This is a genomic window from Halomonas sediminis (assembly GCF_044871105.1).
Classification (GTDB): domain Bacteria; phylum Pseudomonadota; class Gammaproteobacteria; order Pseudomonadales; family Halomonadaceae; genus Vreelandella; species Vreelandella zhuhanensis.
Genome location: NZ_CP085246.1, coordinates 407,815 through 422,729, shown reverse-complemented (window position 1 = coordinate 422,729; position 14,915 = coordinate 407,815). Strand labels below are relative to the sequence as shown.

The following is a 14,915-nucleotide window of genomic DNA, read 5'->3' as shown; positions in this document are numbered from 1 at the left end:
GGACATGGAAGGGAACGGGAAGGGAGTGCGGATGAAAGAGAAGACAGAACAGGCGGGGACGCCTGCGGCTCTGCCGGCGCCGGCAGAGCCGCGCTGTCAGGAAACTCCGATATAGCGCCCCGGCTTGTGGTTGAGCGCGATGATCAGGTTCAGGATCAAGGCGCCCAGCACCGAGTAAGCCACACGGTCCGGCGGCAGCAACGCCAGGGCCACCAGCAGAATCACCCCATCGATGCCCAACTGGACATAGCCCGCGCGCAGACCGTAACGCTGCTGCAGGTACAGCGAGAGAATATTGATGCCGCCGAGGCTGGTACGGTGACGAAACAGCATGAGCATGCCGATTCCCATCAGGGCGCCACCCATGATCGCCGCGTATAGAATTGGCACTTGCTCAAACTGCACCCAACGCTGGGTCAGTTCGGAAAACAACGATACCAGCCCGATGGCGACGAAAGTGCGTAGCGTGAAACTCCACCCCATGCGCTTGATCGCCAGGTAATAAAACGGCAGGTTGATCAGAAAGAACCAGGCGCCAAAGCCTAGACTCGATACCCCCGCCGCTTCGCTGGCATAGGTCAGCAATAGTGCCATGCCCGCGGTGCTCCCGGTAAGCAGTACCACATGGGTATAGAAGGTTACCCCCAGGCCGACGAACAGCGTACCCAACAGCATCGCCATGACATCCTCGTAAGGCCGATGCGGGTCCCGAGGCAAGTTATCCTCGTGCATGAAAAACATCCTTTTATGCTTCAACAACAGATGCCAGGCGGGAAAGCCTAGCTCGGCTCCGCGTGCTCGACCATCAACTGCAGCGTCTCACGGCCTCGCCAGCGGTTGCGGTTGAGCTTGTAGGCGCAGCGGAGGCTGTCTCCCACGCCGAAGGCGGGCAGCTCACCTGGCGTCAGTGCCCGAAACCAGATCGCCCGATGAGTCACGGCCCCACTGGACAGCTCCAGCATCAGATGGGTGCCATCGGCCCCTACCGGCTTGAGCGTTTCGACCAGAAACTCGCCTTCGAACAGGGGGGAATCGAACTCTCTGCCGTAAGGGCCGAGGGCATCGAGTTCGATCAGTGTTGCCAGATCCAGCTGGGCCGGGGTCAGCTGCCCGTCGGTCCAGACGCGCGGATAAAGTTGCGTATCCCCCAACTGCTCGCCAACGGCCTGCAAGAAAGCCTCGCGGAAACGTTCCAGCTGAGCCACCGGCACCCCCACTCCCGCCGCCCCACGGTGGCCGCCGAAACGCGGTAACGTTTCGGGAGCCAAGGCGAAGGTGCGTTGCAGGGCATCGCGCAAATGCAGCGCATCGATGGAGCGCCCGGAGCCGGTGAGCATGCCGGGTGCCGAGGCCGGGGTCAGCACCATGGCCGGGCGGCCATAGGCCTGCACCAGACGCGAGGCGACGATTCCCTGAACGCCGGGGTGGCCATCTTCCAGAAACACCACCAGCGCCGGATCACCGGCAGCCAAGGGCACCGCCGCCAGGGCGCGCGCCTCTTCCGCCATGTCCAGCTCGATTGCCTTGCGCGACTGGTTGTCCTGGTCCAGGACCTCAAGCTGGCGCTGCGCCACGGCATCGCTTTCCGCGAGCATGAAGTGCAGCGCCGCATAGGGGTCATCCAGGCGCGAACGGGCATTGATTCGCGGCCCCATCTGGAACGCCAGCGTTTCGGCGTTGAAGGGCACACTGTCGGCGCCCAGCCGTGCCGCCATGGCCCGCCAGCAGGCGGCATCCATGCGATTGATCAATTGCAGGCCGAAATTGACCACGGCCCGGTTGGCAGGGCTTTCACCCAGAGAGACACAGTCGGCCACGGTGCCCAACGCCACATAGGAAAGCCAGGGCGAAAGCTTGGGCGTGGTTGCCGACAGCACCCCCCATTCGATCAGCACTCCCCGCGCCAGCGACATGACCAACCAGGCCACCATGCAGCCGGCGATGGTGGGATCGGGATAGGCGCAATCGTCCCGGGTGGGGTTGACCACTGAATGCGCGGAGGGTGGCGGGCCTTCCACAGGTAGCGCATGGTGATCGCTGACCACCACATCGATGCCCGCCGCTTTAAGCCGGGCGATACGCGGCTCATCGGAGCTGCCACAGTCGGCGGTAATCACCAGACTGGGTACCGGCTTGAGCGCCAGGGTACGTTCGACCAGCGGCAGGCTGATGCCGTAGCCATCGTGAATACGGTGACCGATCAGGCTGTGCAACTTGCTTTCCGGCACCCCGAACAGCTCGACCAGGGTACGCCGAATCACCACGTGCGAAGTAATCCCATCGACGTCGTAATCGGTGAGGATACCGATGTGCTCGCCGTCCACCACCCCCTGGGCAATACGCTCGGCGGCGCGGCGGCCATCGGCAAGTTTTTCTGGATGCGCCAGGTAGCGCAAGCTGGGGGTCACCAAGGGAGCCAAGTCGCCTGCGTAGCCATTCAACCGACCGGCCAGGATGCGTGCCTGAAGCTCGGAAAGCCCTTCGGCCTGGGCACGGGCGTAAATACTCGCATCACGCAGACGCGGCTCCAGGCGGGGCCGCGTCGCATGGTAGTGCGGGTTGCTGGAAGCCGTCATATCACGCTCAACGCCGATTTTCCGCGACGAAGCGCTGCACCGCGGCAAGATCAGCAGGCAGTACCGTGTAACGTTCTTCGCGTTCCAGCAGGTCTTCCATGTGCGGTGGCAATGGCACCCCTGAGAAACCGGCCTTGACCACTGCTTCGGCGAATTTAGCCGGGTGCGCCGTGGCGAGGGTGATCACCGGCGTGGACTGATCGGCCCGCTCACGCTCGGCGGCGCGGTAGCCGGTGGCGGTGTGAGGGTCGAGCAATTCACCTGTGCGATGATGGGCCTCGCGAATCACCTCCAGAATCGTGCTGTCATCCACACTATGGCTGGAAAATAGCTCGCGCAGCTTGGCCAGGGGCGCATCGGCCAAGGCCGTCGGTTCTTTCTGGAAGCGTTCGAGAAGGTCCGCCACGGCCTTGCCATCACGTCCGTAGGCATCGAACAGAAGGCGTTCGAAATTGGACGACACCACGATGTCCATCGAGGGCGCAAGCGTCGCCGCCAGCTCCTTCTTGGAAAAATCGTTGGCCGCCAAGGTGCGATGCAGGATGTCATTGGTGTTGGTGGCAATGATAAACTGCTTGACCGGCAAGCCCATCTGGTGAGCCATGTAGCCGGCGAAGACATTGCCGAAGTTGGCCGAGGGTACGCTGAAGCTGACCTGGCGATGCGGTGCACCCAGCGCTACGGCGGACGCTACGTAGTAGACGATCTGCGCCATGATGCGCGCCCAGTTGATCGAGTTCACCGCCACCAGCCGAGTACCGTTCAGGAAACCCTGATCGGCAAAGCTGGCCTTGACCATCGCCTGGGCGTCGTCGAAGTTTCCTTCGATGGCCACATTGAAGACATTGTTGGCCAGTACCGAAGTCATCTGGCGACGTTGAACTTCCGAGACACGGTTGTGCGGGTGAAGAATGAAGATGTCGAGGTTATCGCAATGGCGACAGCCTTCGATCGCCGCGGAGCCAGTGTCGCCGGAGGTCGCGCCCATGATCACCGCGCGCTCGCCGCGCTTTTTCAGGAAGTGATCCAGAATCCGTCCGAGCAATTGCAGAGCCACGTCCTTGAACGCCAAGGTCGGCCCATGAAACTGTTCGAGCAGGAAATGATTGGCATCCAGCTGCTTGAGCGGCACCACGGCGTCATGATTGAAGGTGGCGTAAGCCTCGCGCACGATCTCGCGGAAAGTCTCGTCGTCGATCTCGCCGCCCACGAACGGCTGCATCACCTGAAAGGCGATCTCGGCATAGGAGAGCCCGGCCATGGCGGCCAAGTCATCATGGGAAAGCTGCGGGATGGTTTCCGGCACATACAGGCCGCCATCACTGGCCATGCCGGTCAGCACCACGTCTTCAAACGACAACGCCGGCGCCTGGCCGCGTGTACTGATATAGCGCATGTTCACTCCTGCTCGTCGAGGCTTTCCACGCGAATCCGCATCACCGACCCAGCGATATCTGCCATCGCTTCGATCTGACGAATGGCTTCGTTCATCTGCTTTTCCTTGGTGCGGTGGGTCAACAGAATGATCGGTACCAGCTCACCTTCGGTGGCTTCCTTCTGGATCAAGGCCTCGATTGAAATGCCCTGCTCGGACAGGATGGTCGCCACTCGCGCCAGCACACCCGGACGATCCACGGCCAGCAAGCGCAGGTAATAGGCCGTGATGATATCTTCCATGGGCATGATCGGCAGGCTGCCGACATCTTCGCCGATACCGCTGAAGGCCAGATACGGCACTCGGTAATGATGGTCGGTGGTGATGTCCCGCGCCACATCGAGCAGGTCAGCCACGACTGCCGAAGCGGTAGGCTCGGCACCGGCGCCGGCGCCGTAATACAGGGTCGGCCCTACGGCATCCCCCATGATGGCGATGGCATTCTTGACCCCATGCACATTGGCCAGCAGACGTTCCTTGGGAATCAGCGTGGGATGCACGCGCAGCTCAAGGCCGTGATCGGTGCGCTTGGAAATCCCCAGATGCTTGATCACATAGCCTAGGTTGTCGGCCTGCTGGATATCTTCAGCGGTAATCCGTGAAATGCCTTCGGTGAAGGCCTTGTCGAATTGCAGCGGCACGCCGTAAGCGATGGACGCCAGGATGGTGAGCTTGTGCGCAGCGTCGATGCCCTCCACGTCGAAGGTAGGGTCAGCTTCGGCATAGCCCAGCGCCTGCGCTTCGGTCAGGACGTCTTCGAAGGTGCGGCCTTCATCGCGCATGTGGGTAAGAATGTAATTGCCGGTACCGTTGATGATGCCCGCCACCCACTCGATACGGTTGGCGCCCAGGCCTTCACGCAGCGACTTGATCACCGGGATACCCCCGGCCACGGCCGCTTCGAACGCCACGATCACGCCCTTTTCATGGGCGGCCTTGAAAATCTCGTTGCCGTGTACCGCAATCAACGCCTTGTTGGCAGTGACCACATGCTTGCCATGGGCGATCGCGGTCAGAACCAATTCACGGGCGATATCGTAGCCGCCGATCAGCTCGACAACGACATCGATGTCCGGGTTGGTGGCCACTTCAAACACATCGCTGGTGGCCTTGATACCGGTGATATCGCAGTCCGGGTGAATGCTGCGGTGAGCGACCTGCTCAATGACGATCGGCCGTCCGGCGCGGCGAACAATGTCGTCCGCATTCCGGGTCAATACGTTGAAGGTACCGCCACCGACAGTGCCCAATCCACAGATACCTACTCTCACCGGTTTCAATGTCTTTCCCCTTTGCATAACGTGAACATACGAGTGATTTGGCATAATGCGACGGCTGCTACGACAGGCCGCGTGCTCATTGTTGGTCGTGGCGATCAGTCGTCAAGACCCAGCATGTCGGCTAGCCGCTGGGGCGGCACATAGCCCGGCACCAGCCGTCCGTCAGGTAAAACCAATGCCGGCGTACCCTGAACCCCGAGCTGCATGCCTAGATCATACTGGGCTGCAACCGGATTGTCGCAGCTCGATGCGTTAGTCAGTGCCTCGCCTTGCTTGGCACGCGTCATTGCATCGCCTGAATTATCCGAGCACCAGATTTGCTGCATGGTTCTGGCGGCGGCTCCGTTCATTCCGCTGCGTGGAAACGCCAGGTAATGAATTTCGATGCCGCGCTCGTTGAGCTCGGGCACCTGTTCATGCAGCTGAGCGCAGTAAGGGCAAGTCGGGTCGGTAAATACCACCACGGTGGCCCGGGTCGGCTGCGTGCCACGAAATACCACGCGTTCGCTTTCCGGTATTTCCTCAATCGCCGTGGCGCGTGCCTCGTTGCGCGATTGTTCGGTCAGGTTGACCAAGCCTTCACCGCTATTGTCGTAAAGATCGCCCACCAGAAAATGACTGCCCGAGGCATTGGAATAGAAAGTTTCGCCACTTTCCAGGCGCACGGAAAAAATACCCTCGAGCGGCGTGGGCTCGACCCGTTCGACCGGCATGCGCTGGCCGTTGACGCTCAGGGTTTCCGTGAGTTGGTCGGGCACCGTATCGGCATTGGCCGACAAAGGCAAAATGGCAGTCGCCAGCGCCAGAAAAAATACAGAGGAACGACGAATCATCAGTTCAACCTCGTGGGTGATGTTCGGCATGCAACGCTTCCAGGCGAGCCTGGGCGACATGCGTGTAAATTTGTGTGGTCGACAGATCACTGTGACCCAGTAACAACTGCACCACGCGTAGATTGGCACCATGATTCAACAGATGCGTCGCGAATGCATGGCGCAAGGTATGCGGTGACAACGGCCGGCTGATTCCGGCGCAAGCGGCATGCACCTTGATCCGGTGCCAGAAGGTCTGCCGGGTCATCGACTTGTCACCTCGCCCTGGGAACAGCGCCGGACGTGTGACATCCGCCATCAGCGCGGGACGCGCCCTTTCCAGATAACGACCCAACCAATATCCGGCTTCTTCGCCCAAAGGCACCAGGCGGTCTTTATCGCCCTTTCCTCGCACCCGAACAACCCCTTGCCGCAAGTTGAGCGCATCGGTGGTCAAACCGACCAACTCCGAGACGCGCAGGCCGCAGGCATATAGAAGTTCCAGCATGGCCCGGTCACGCAACCCCAGGTCAGTGTCGGTATCCGGGGCGGCCAGCAGACGTTCCACTTCGTTTTCATCCAGGATATTGGGCAGCCCAGGGCGCACGCGTGGCAAACGCACCTCTGCCAAGGGGTCGTGTTGGATCATGGCGTGCAGTAGCGCCCAGCGATAAAAACTACGCAAACTCGACAGCAGCCGCGCATTGCTGCGTAGCTGATACCCCGACTCGCGACGCTGTTCAAACCAGACAGGCAGCGCCTCGGAATCGGGATGCAGGATATCCTGCTCAGAGGTGGCGAGATACGCTTGCCAGGCCACCAGATCGCTGCGGTAGGCGCTCAGGGTATGATCACTCGCCCCGCGCTCCAACCACAGCGCATCCAGAAACGCTTCTATCCTGTCCATGGCATCTCTCTCATCTCATCAACAAACAAAACCCCGCCCCGCAAAGCGGTGACGGGGTCCTGTATGCCCGGGCGCCGCAACGCCCGCGGAAATTCGCTGATTAAGCCAGCTTTTCCTTGATACGGGCAGAACGGCCACTGCGCTCACGCAGGTAGTAAAGCTTGGCCTGACGCACATCACCACGACGCTTGACTTCGAGGGAGTCAACCAGCGGGCTGTAAGTCTGGAAGGTACGCTCGACGCCCACACCGTGAGAGATCTTGCGCACGGTGAAAGCGGAGTTCAGACCACGGTTACGCTTGCCGATCACCACGCCTTCAAACGCCTGCAGACGCTCGCGGGTGCCTTCCTTTACCTTGACCTGAACGATGATGGTATCGCCGGGGGCGAAGGGAGGCAGTTGCTTGGACATCTGCTCATTTTCGATCGCCTGGATCACCTTGTTCTTACTGCTCATGTTATTACTCCTGAATAATGTCTTGGCTCACCACTCGTTGTGCCGGCTGTATCTGGCATGGCTGGCGGGAGCCGTGATCCCGGCGCTCGAAACGAGCTAGGCGGGAGTCGTCATGGGTGACGCAGATGCCGCCCTCGGGTTAGCCCCGGGCATCGCCCTGCACCTCCGCCCTGACCTACCTGCTGGACAGGGCGTGTTCGTCGATAAACTCTTTCAACAGTGTTCGCTGTTCGGCGTCGAGGGTCTGCTTCTCGAGCAGATCCGGACGCCGCTGCCAGGTGCGCCCCAGGGACTGCTTCAAGCGCCAGCGCTTGATCGCCCCATGGTTGCCACTCAGCAGTACCGCCGGCACCTGTCGCCCATCAATTGCTTCCGGGCGCGTGTAGTGCGGGCAATCCAACAAACCGTTGTTGAATGAATCCTCGACAGCGGAATCCTGATGACCAAGAACGCCGGGCACCAGCCTTGCCGCTGCGTCAATCAGCACCATCGCCGGCAACTCACCGCCGCTGAGCACATAGTCACCGATTGACCATTCTTCATCGATGTCACTTTCGACCAGGCGTTCGTCGATGCCTTCATAGCGTCCGGCGACCACGACCAATGGTCCTGCCTCAGCCAGCATCTTGACCCCTTGTTGATCCAGCTTTCGCCCCTGGGGCGATAGATAGATCACCTTGGCCGCCTGACCGGTGGCCTGCTCGGCCCGTTCACGGGCGGCATGAATGGCGGCACGTAGCGTATCCACCTTCATCAACATGCCAGGACCACCGCCGTAAGGACGGTCATCCACGCTGCGATGTCGATCTGTGGCGTAGTCACGCGGATTCCAGAATTCCAGCGTGATGTGTTGCCTTTCCACTGCCCGACCGGTTACGCCGTGACGACTGATCGCCTCGAACATTTCCGGGAACAGCGACACCACACCTATCCACATGTCGAAGATACCCACCTGGCCGTCTCATTCATTGCGTTGCCTGCCCCTTCCTAGAACTCGCTGTCCCAGTCCACCACCATGCGGCGATTTTCCAGGTCCACCTCCAGGATGACCTTTTCAGGCAAGAACGGCAGCAAACGCTCACGCTTGTCGATCGCGTCGTCGTCACCGCGTACCACCATGACATCGTTGGCGCCGGTTTCGAACAAATAGATAATTTGTCCCAACCGCTCGCCGGCCTGAGTGAAGACAGTCAATCCTTCAAGCTCATGCCAGTAAAACTCGTCATCGGAAAGCTCGGGGAGTTCCTGCTTGCTCATGAGAATGTCGGCATCGGCAAGCGCTTCCGCCGCACCGCGCTCATCCACACCCTTGAGCTCGACCACCAGCCCCTTGCCTTGACGACGCCCCTGAAGGACGGTGTAACGTGAAAGGCTCTGCCCTTGGCGTATCCACCACTCCGGGTAGTCCAGAATGCTATCCATGGGGTTGGTGTAGGAATACACCTTGAGCCAGCCTTTCACCCCATAGGGGCTGGTCAGCTTGCCCAGCACCACATGCTCGTCGCCAGAACGGTTGGTAATACTACGATTCATCGACGACCTCACTGTGCTCCCATGATATGCAACGATTGCGCAAGAGTTCGCATCTCAGGCTCAGGCCTGCTTGCGAGCTTCCTTGAGCAATTCAGCAACGCGCCCGGAAACCTGTGCACCCTGGCTCTGCCAGTGAGTCACACGATCCAGATCGACGCGCAGGCGCTCTTCCTGACCACGGGCAACCGGGTTGAAGAAACCGACACGCTCGATGAAACGACCGTCGCGGGCGTTGCGTGAGTCAGTAACGGTCAAATGATAGAAGGGACGCTTCTTGGCGCCACCACGTGCCAAACGAATGGTAACCATACGATAACTATCCTTCGGTTGAGGTTACGGGAACGTGAAGTAGCCCTTCAAATAGTTGAAATGACACTTCATGTTGAAGGTGTGCTTCATGGGTAATGCTTGCTTCATGTGGACCGGCCGGGCCGGTTTTCACGGCACTCGCGCATGGCCCACGCATGAAGAGGCCGCATTCTACGCAAATGCGCAGGGCTTGGAAAGCCTGACGGCCAGAAAACCCCAGAGCCGTCAAGCCGAACGCTTACCGGCGGGGCATACCACCGGGGCCGCCCATGCCCCCCATACCACCGGGACCGCCCGGGCCGCCCGGGCCGCCGCCCATCATGCCGGACATGCCGCGCATCATTTTCTGCATACCGCCTTTCTTGCCGGCTTTTTTCATCATCTTTTGCATCTGCTTGTGCTGCTTGAGCAGACGATTGAGGTCCGGCACCTGCAAGCCCGCTCCGGCGGCGATACGCCGCTTGCGCGAGCCATTGATGATGTCCGGCTTATGGCGTTCCTTGGGCGTCATGGAGTTGATCAAGGCTTCAAGCTTGCCCAATTCCTTTTCCGGGCCGGGGCCCTGAGCCATTTCTGCCATCTGTCCCATGCCGGGCAGCTTGCCCAGCAGTCCGCCCATGCCGCCCATTTTCTTGAGCTGCTGGAGCTGATCGCGGAAATCTTCAAGATCGAAGCCTTCGCCTTTCTTGACCTTCTTGGCCAGCTGTTCGGCCTTGCTCTTGTCGACGGTACGCTCGGCTTCCTCGATCAAGGAAAGCATGTCGCCCATGCCGAGAATGCGCGATGCGACCCGGTCGGGGTGGAACGGTTCCAGGGCATCGACTTTCTCCCCCACCCCCATGAACTTGATCGGTTTGCCGGTGATATGCCGCACCGAAAGCGCCGCACCGCCGCGCGCATCACCATCGGCCTTGGTCAGGATGACCCCGGTCAACGGCAAGGCTTCATTGAAGGCCTTGGCGGTATTGGCGGCATCCTGACCGGTCATGGCATCGACCACGAACAGCGTTTCCTGCGGTGAGACGGCTTTGTGCAGCGCCTGGATCTCGGCCATCATTGCTTCATCGATCGCCAGACGACCGGCGGTATCGATCAATAGCACGTCATGAAACTGAATCTTGGCATGCTTGATCGCCGCTTCCGCGATGTCGACCGGCTTTTGATCAGAGCGCGAGGGGAAGAAATCCACCTCGACTTCCTTGGCCAGGGTTTCCAGCTGATCAATCGCCGCCGGGCGATAGACATCCGCCGACACCACCAACACTTTTTTCTTTTCTCGCTCGCGCAGATAGCGCGCCAGCTTGGCAACCGAGGTGGTTTTACCCGCCCCTTGCAGTCCAGCCATCAACACTACCGCAGGGGAGCCTTTCAGGGTAAGCCCTTCGTTGGCTTCCCCCATGATCGCTTCAAGTTCCTGCTGGACGATCTTGACGAACTGCTGGCCCGGCGACAGGCTTTTCGACACTTCCTGCCCGACCGCGCGCTCGCGCACCCGCTCGATAAAGGCCTTGACCACCGGCAGGGCGACATCCGCCTCGAGAAGCGCCTTACGCACCTCGCGCAGAGTATCCTTGATGTTGTCATCGGTCAGGCGGGCCTGACCTTTGATCGATTTCAGCGTCTGGGATAGACGCTCACTGAGACTCTCAAACATGGGGCTGCTTGCCTCCGTCGCTTTGCACATCACGACCTGAAATAATTTGGGCGCAATTATACGCCCTGTGGCGCCGAGTCTCCATGGTCTGCGAAGATGTCATTGGGCTATGACTGTGCGGCGCCATCAGGATTGGTTATAGTAACCGCCTTGATACATAGTCTCTGATAAATAGAGCTTGATCCAGATAACCGATTCATTTGCAACGCGCTGGCAAGGCGCACGGATAGCACAATGCAGGCGCTCCCTTTCGCCACTCTAGCCTTTGTACTTTACGTTGCCGCCGCCATCTGGCAAGGCATGACGCTTTTACGTCGCGTCCCCCCACGTCCCGGCATAGTGCGTCTGCTCGGCGCGCTCGGGCTGTTGATGCATATTCCGGTCGTGGTCGAACTAGTCTCTCAAGCGCCCGGCTTGTTGCCGGGACTGACCACCAGCGCCACTGTATTGATGGCGGTAGTGGTCAATCTGCTTCTGGTCGCCAGCCTGTTCAAGCCGGTGCTCAATGCCGCCATCGCGCTGTTTCCCCTGGCCGGACTGGCGCTCGTCATGGCTACCTGGCTGCCCAGCCAAGGACGCGAAACCGGCCTGACCCCGGGCATCCTGCTCCATGCGGCCAGTTCCGCCCTGGCGTTTGCCATGCTCGCCATCGCGGCGGCACAGGCCGTGCTGGTGGGACTTCAGAATCAGGCGCTGCGTCATCATCACATCCGCGGCATCGTCCAATCACTGCCTCCTTTGACCACCATGGAGCGCCTGTTGTTCGAACTGGTGTGGGCGGGCGTCATTCTCCTTACCTTATCGATTATCAGCGGACTGGTGTTTCTGGATAATATCTTTGCACAACACTTGGCGCACAAGACCGTGCTCTCGCTGGCAGCCTGGTTGATTTTCACTACTTTGCTGGTAGGTCGTTATCGGTTCGGCTGGCGAGGCATGCGCGCGGTACGCTGGACGCTGTGGGGCTGCGCCCTCTTGTTGCTGGCTTATTTCGGCAGCAAGTTCGTTCTGGAAATTCTGCTCAACCAAAACTGACACTTGGACAGGGACAAGGCGACGTTTCGCTAACTTGACACATTGCCCCTCGCTCCCTACAAATCAAGCCTGACACGTTACAGAGGACCTTTCGACTTGAGCGACGACTTCCCCTTGGGGTTATTGTTCGGCCTGCTAGCTTTGCTTGTTTTACTTTCCGCTTTTTTCTCAAGCTCTGAAACCGGCATGATGTCTATCAACCGTTACCGCTTGAGCCATCAAGCCAATAGCGGTGACAGCCGAGCAAAGCGCGTCGTTCGGCTCCTGGCACGACCCGACCGCTTGATTGGCGTGATTCTGATCGGTAACAACTTCGTCAATAACCTGGCCGCTTCGATCGCCACCATTATCGCCATTCATTTCTTTGGCGAAGTTACCGGGCCGGTGGTGGCTACATCGTTATTGACCATCACCATTCTGATTTTTGCCGAAGTCACCCCCAAGACCTATGCCGCGATTCGCCCCGAACGGGTGGCCTACCCCACCTCCGTGGTGCTCGAACCGCTGCTCAAGCTGCTTTACCCCTTGGTATGGCTGGTCAACGTGATTTCCAATAGCTTGCTCAAGCTGGCCGGGGTCAAGAGCGTGGAAGGCGGCGGGGACAATCTGAGCCGGGATGAATTGCGTACGATCGTGCATGAAGCGGGTACTCTGATCCCCTACCGTCACCAGACCATGCTGCTGTCGATTCTGGATCTGGAAAACGTCACCGTGAACGACATCATGGTGCCCCGCCATGAAGTCGTCGGGATCGACCTTGATGATTCCCTGGAAGACATTCTGACTCAGGTACGCACCAGCCAACACACGCGGGTACCGGTGTACAAAGGTGATATCAACAACATCATCGGAATGCTGCACCTGCGTAATGCGGCTCGCTTTCTTTCCCGTGACGAAGTGACCAAGGCGGCCATCGTTCAGGAAGCGCGTGACCCTTATTTCATCCCTGAATCGACGCCCCTGCATACACAGTTGCTCAATTTCCAGAAACAGAAACGCCGTATCGGTATCGTTGTCGATGAATACGGGGATGTCGACGGCTTGGTCACGCTGGAGGATATACTCGAAGAGATCGTCGGCGAGTTCACTACCGACGTCTCGGAAGATCAGGAAATTCATCAGCAGGAGGATGGCAGCCACGTCATCGAAGGCACCGCCAATATCCGGGAAATCAATAAGGCACTAGGCTGGCAACTACCCACCGATGGCCCCAAGACTTTGAATGGGCTGATTCTCGAACATCTGGAAGCCTTCCCCGAGGGGCCCGCCTGCTTGCAGGTAGGTAACACGCGGATGGAAATCCTGGAGATTCGCGACAACTTGATTACCTCGGCACGCTGCTGGCAACAAGGTCGCCTGGCACGCGCTAGGAACTGATCTGTTCGTCATCCGCCAGGGCGGTCAGTACCCGCACCCGCGCCTCCAGATAATGCCGCAACGCATTCTGACGGGCGCGCCCTTGACTTACCAACGCCTGGGGCGTTACCGGCGAGCCAAAGCGCAGGCTGACGCGGGCGCGCCAGCGGCGCGGCCACTTTTTCAGCGCGGGCCCTTCATGATGAGAGGTCCAGGATCCCCATAGCCCGGTGATGCCGGCCGGAATCACCGCCACGGGGTCACGCGCTAGAATAGCGTCCAGGCCGCGCCGAAAGGTATGCACTTCGCCATCCGTGGTCAATTTTCCTTCGGGAAACACCATCACCACTTCGCCGTTACGTAACGCTCGGCTGATAGCTTCCAAGGTTTTCCGCAACGACCCCGGATTACGGCGTTCCGACTCGATGGGAATAGCACCAACCAGACGAAACCACCAGTTCAGCCAGGGAGACTCAAAGATAGTTCGCTCCATCACGAAGCGCAACGACCGAGGACAGGCGCCGCCCAATATGAGGGCATCCATGAAGCTGACATGATTGCACACGATCAATGCCGCGCCTTCTCGAGGCACATGCTCGAGGCCGTGAACCCGCAAACGATAGCAAAGCCGCATGATCAGCAGGATCAAAAGCCGCAGGAGCTGGCGAAGGCCGCGCAGCAGCCAATAACGGCTGGGCTTCAATGCACTCAATAACGCCGCCATTCCCAGCGAACCGGCTAGCCACCAGGCTGTCATTTAGGGGGTTCCTGATGATTCAGGCCCGCCAGCACCGTACTCATCAGCTGATCGAGCAATTCATCCACTTCGAGCCGCTGACCCTGCCAATACCCCAAGCGCTCATTAAGTCCCAGCTGCACCAACCCATGCACACTGCCCCAGAGAGTACGACTCAGCCGACTGGCTTCGAGGTCGTCGAGCGCCGGTTGGTAGCGCTTCAAGGCGGCTTCCACTTGCATGAACAAAGCGCCGATCAAGTCACCCTGACGTTGATCCAACTCGCCTTCTTCAGCCAGGGGATGATCAAACAGCAGCTGCCAGCGGTAACGATCCGCTTCGGCAAAATGCCAATAGGTATGCGCCAAGGCGCGCAACCAGGGCTCCGGGGCGTCGTCATCCAGACTGGCGATGGTTTGTTGCAGGCGCGCCAGCGTTTCCACGTTGACGTGCTGCAACAAGTTGTTGAAGCTGCCATATAACTTGAGTAGCGTACTGGGCGCACAGCCCACTTCTCGGGCCAGCGCACGCAGCGACAGGTTGTGAACCGGCCGCAAGGCAAGCCAGGCATCACAAGCCTGCATGACCTGCGCATGTAAGGCATCGGGCGCATGCTGTCTGGGACGAGCCATGGTTTTCTCTATTTGAACGACTGCGACAAGGAAACGCTTCACTACGCTTTAGCGCAACGAAGTACTGATATAGGATACCTTACATCGAACAGTGTTTTCGATACTAGAAACATACATTTCACGGTTTATTGCACCCCTGGTTCCGTCCAAGCCATCGGTCATCGTTACATTACAGTGTTGCGTCAGGAGACTC

15 protein-coding genes are annotated in these 14,915 nt (G+C 59.4%); 2 read left to right on the top strand and 13 right to left on the bottom strand.

Annotation, left to right across the window (positions count from 1 at the left end):
- Positions 1 to 96 precede the first annotated feature (96 nt).
- From LG290_RS02085 to ffh, 11 genes are all read right to left on the bottom strand, one after another.
- Positions 97 to 732 carry a YitT family protein gene (locus LG290_RS02085; protein WP_499836043.1) on the bottom strand — a complete coding sequence of 212 codons (636 nt, stop codon included), beginning with the start codon at positions 730 to 732 and terminating at the stop codon, positions 97 to 99.
- Positions 733 to 779: 47 nt separating this feature from the next.
- The gene (locus LG290_RS02080; RefSeq protein ID WP_499836042.1) at positions 780 to 2,576 is read right to left on the bottom strand and encodes a single-stranded-DNA-specific exonuclease RecJ; all 1,797 of its coding nucleotides are present in this window, start codon (positions 2,574 to 2,576) and stop codon (positions 780 to 782) included.
- A 7-nt stretch (positions 2,577 to 2,583) separates the two neighbouring features.
- Positions 2,584 to 3,972 carry a threonine synthase gene (gene thrC, locus LG290_RS02075; RefSeq protein ID WP_499836041.1) on the bottom strand — a complete coding sequence of 463 codons (1,389 nt, stop codon included), beginning with the start codon at positions 3,970 to 3,972 and terminating at the stop codon, positions 2,584 to 2,586.
- Positions 3,973 to 3,974: 2 nt separating this feature from the next.
- Positions 3,975 to 5,291, bottom strand: a complete 1,317-nt coding sequence (locus tag LG290_RS02070; RefSeq protein WP_499836040.1) for a homoserine dehydrogenase — start codon at positions 5,289 to 5,291, stop codon at positions 3,975 to 3,977.
- A gap of 95 nt (positions 5,292 to 5,386) precedes the next feature.
- Entirely contained in the window at positions 5,387 to 6,154 is a 768-nt protein-coding gene (locus LG290_RS02065) for a DsbC family protein (RefSeq protein ID WP_499836039.1), read from the bottom strand.
- A complete protein-coding gene (xerD, locus tag LG290_RS02060; RefSeq protein WP_499836038.1) occupies positions 6,129 to 7,010 on the bottom strand; it encodes a site-specific tyrosine recombinase XerD in 882 nt (293 codons plus the stop codon). The genes LG290_RS02065 and xerD overlap by 26 nt, the downstream gene beginning before the upstream one ends.
- A 100-nt stretch (positions 7,011 to 7,110) precedes the next feature.
- On the bottom strand, positions 7,111 to 7,467 hold the full coding sequence (rplS, locus tag LG290_RS02055) for a 50S ribosomal protein L19 (protein WP_160417581.1): 357 nt from the start codon (positions 7,465 to 7,467) through the stop codon (positions 7,111 to 7,113).
- 175 nt (positions 7,468 to 7,642) lie between these two features.
- A complete protein-coding gene (gene trmD, locus LG290_RS02050) occupies positions 7,643 to 8,404 on the bottom strand; it encodes a tRNA (guanosine(37)-N1)-methyltransferase TrmD (protein ID WP_499837002.1) in 762 nt (253 codons plus the stop codon).
- Positions 8,405 to 8,454: 50 nt separating this feature from the next.
- A complete protein-coding gene (gene rimM / locus LG290_RS02045) occupies positions 8,455 to 9,000 on the bottom strand; it encodes a ribosome maturation factor RimM (RefSeq protein ID WP_160417582.1) in 546 nt (181 codons plus the stop codon).
- Between the two features lie 60 nt (positions 9,001 to 9,060).
- Positions 9,061 to 9,309, bottom strand: coding sequence for a 30S ribosomal protein S16 (gene rpsP, locus LG290_RS02040; RefSeq protein WP_114487608.1), 249 nt, complete (start codon positions 9,307 to 9,309; stop codon positions 9,061 to 9,063).
- A 238-nt stretch (positions 9,310 to 9,547) separates the two neighbouring features.
- Complete coding sequence (ffh, locus tag LG290_RS02035; RefSeq protein WP_499836037.1) at positions 9,548 to 10,963, bottom strand: signal recognition particle protein; 1,416 nt, start codon at positions 10,961 to 10,963, stop codon at positions 9,548 to 9,550.
- Positions 10,964 to 11,197: 234 nt separating this feature from the next.
- Between ffh and LG290_RS02030 the strand changes: the two genes are divergently transcribed.
- Positions 11,198 to 11,998, top strand: a complete 801-nt coding sequence (locus LG290_RS02030; RefSeq protein WP_499836036.1) for a cytochrome C assembly family protein — start codon at positions 11,198 to 11,200, stop codon at positions 11,996 to 11,998.
- Positions 11,999 to 12,094: 96 nt separating this feature from the next.
- Positions 12,095 to 13,375 carry an HlyC/CorC family transporter gene (locus LG290_RS02025; protein WP_499836035.1) on the top strand — a complete coding sequence of 427 codons (1,281 nt, stop codon included), beginning with the start codon at positions 12,095 to 12,097 and terminating at the stop codon, positions 13,373 to 13,375.
- Here LG290_RS02025 and LG290_RS02020 read toward each other — a convergent pair.
- Both LG290_RS02020 and LG290_RS02015 read right to left on the bottom strand, forming a co-directional pair.
- Positions 13,365 to 14,078 carry a lysophospholipid acyltransferase family protein gene (locus LG290_RS02020; RefSeq protein WP_499837001.1) on the bottom strand — a complete coding sequence of 238 codons (714 nt, stop codon included), beginning with the start codon at positions 14,076 to 14,078 and terminating at the stop codon, positions 13,365 to 13,367. The two genes, LG290_RS02025 and LG290_RS02020, sit on opposite strands and share 11 nt — an antisense overlap.
- Positions 14,079 to 14,107: 29 nt before the next feature.
- Entirely contained in the window at positions 14,108 to 14,722 is a 615-nt protein-coding gene (locus LG290_RS02015) for a TetR/AcrR family transcriptional regulator (RefSeq protein WP_499836034.1), read from the bottom strand.
- Positions 14,723 to 14,915 lie beyond the last annotated feature (193 nt).